General features: G+C 74.3%; 1 protein-coding gene and 1 pseudogene. One reads left to right on the top strand and one right to left on the bottom strand.

From position 1 onward, the window contains the following. Positions 1-207 (bottom strand): annotated as a pseudogene (locus tag AB0H87_RS42005) (hypothetical protein); the annotation flags it as partial. A gap of 98 nt (positions 208-305) precedes the next feature. On the opposite strand from AB0H87_RS42005, the gene AB0H87_RS42000 reads away from it, so the two are divergent. After that, positions 306-1,079, top strand: a 774-nt coding sequence (locus AB0H87_RS42000) for an NAD(P)-binding domain-containing protein (protein WP_360159499.1), incomplete at its 3' end; no start/stop codon positions are given.

Here is a 1,079-nt window from a genome sequence, read left to right as displayed (position 1 = left end):
GCGCAGCCCCACGACCCCCCCCCCGGGGCCCAGGGCGCGCGCACACCCGCCGCCCCCCCCCGACCGCGCCTCGAGGAAGGCCCCCCCGACGGCCGAGTCCAGGGGAGCGGTCAGCCGCTCGGCGAGCGCGCGGGCCTCTTCGCCGCCGGCCTCGGCGGCGACGGCGAGCTCCTCGCGGAGCTTGTCGACGTAGGGCGTCAGGTCCATGGCACTACTATGGCACCACGATGGCACCACCGCAAGTGCCAACCCGCGGGTTGGTGAAGCTTGACCTCAAGGACGGTTGAAGTTCGAGGATGGCCGGCATGGCGCGGGTGACAGTGGCCGGCACGGGAGCCGTCGGCGGTGCGGTGGCGCGGCAGCTGCTCGCCGGCGGGCATCAGGTCGTGGTGTGGAACCGCACGGCCGCCCGGGCGGCCGAGCTGGTGCGGGCCGGGGCGCAGCCGGCGGCGACACTTCGGGAGGCGGTGTCGTCGAGCCCGTTGATCCTGCTGACGGTCAAGGACCACAGCGCGGTGCGGGAGTGCCTGGCGCAGCTCGATGAAGGGCCTGATGCGACAATCGTCGCGCTGTGCACCGGCACGGCCGAGGACGCCCGTCTGGCGGCCCGGCGGGTCGCCGAGCTGGGCGCGGAGTATCTCGACGCGGGGATCCAGGCGTCGGCCGCGTCGATCGGCACCGACGCCGCGACGATCCTCTACAGCGGCTCCCGCACCGCGTACGAGCGACACCGCGCGACCCTGGAACTGCTGAGCACGCCACGTTTCGTCGGCGAAGCCCCGGACGCGGCCGCCGTCTGGGACCTCGCGCTGTTCGGAGTCTGGTACGACGCGCAGCTCGGCCTGCTGCGGGCCCTCGACACCGTGCGCGCGGCCGGCGTCGACGTCGCCGAGTTCGCCGCCGGCGCGCGCACCCAGCTCGGCCACGTGGTCGCGGGGGTCGACGCGACCGCCGACGAGACGCGACAGGGCGCCTATCCGCCCGGCCCCGCGGATCTCACCGAGCACCTCGCGGTCGTCCGCCAGGTGAACTTGTCCAGCAGCCCGTGGACGTCCATGTTGAACGTCGACGTGCCCACG

This window comes from Asanoa sp. NPDC050611 (assembly GCF_040654855.1).
Taxonomy (GTDB): domain Bacteria; phylum Actinomycetota; class Actinomycetes; order Mycobacteriales; family Micromonosporaceae; genus Asanoa.
This window is presented reverse-complemented; position numbering and strand designations above follow the sequence as displayed.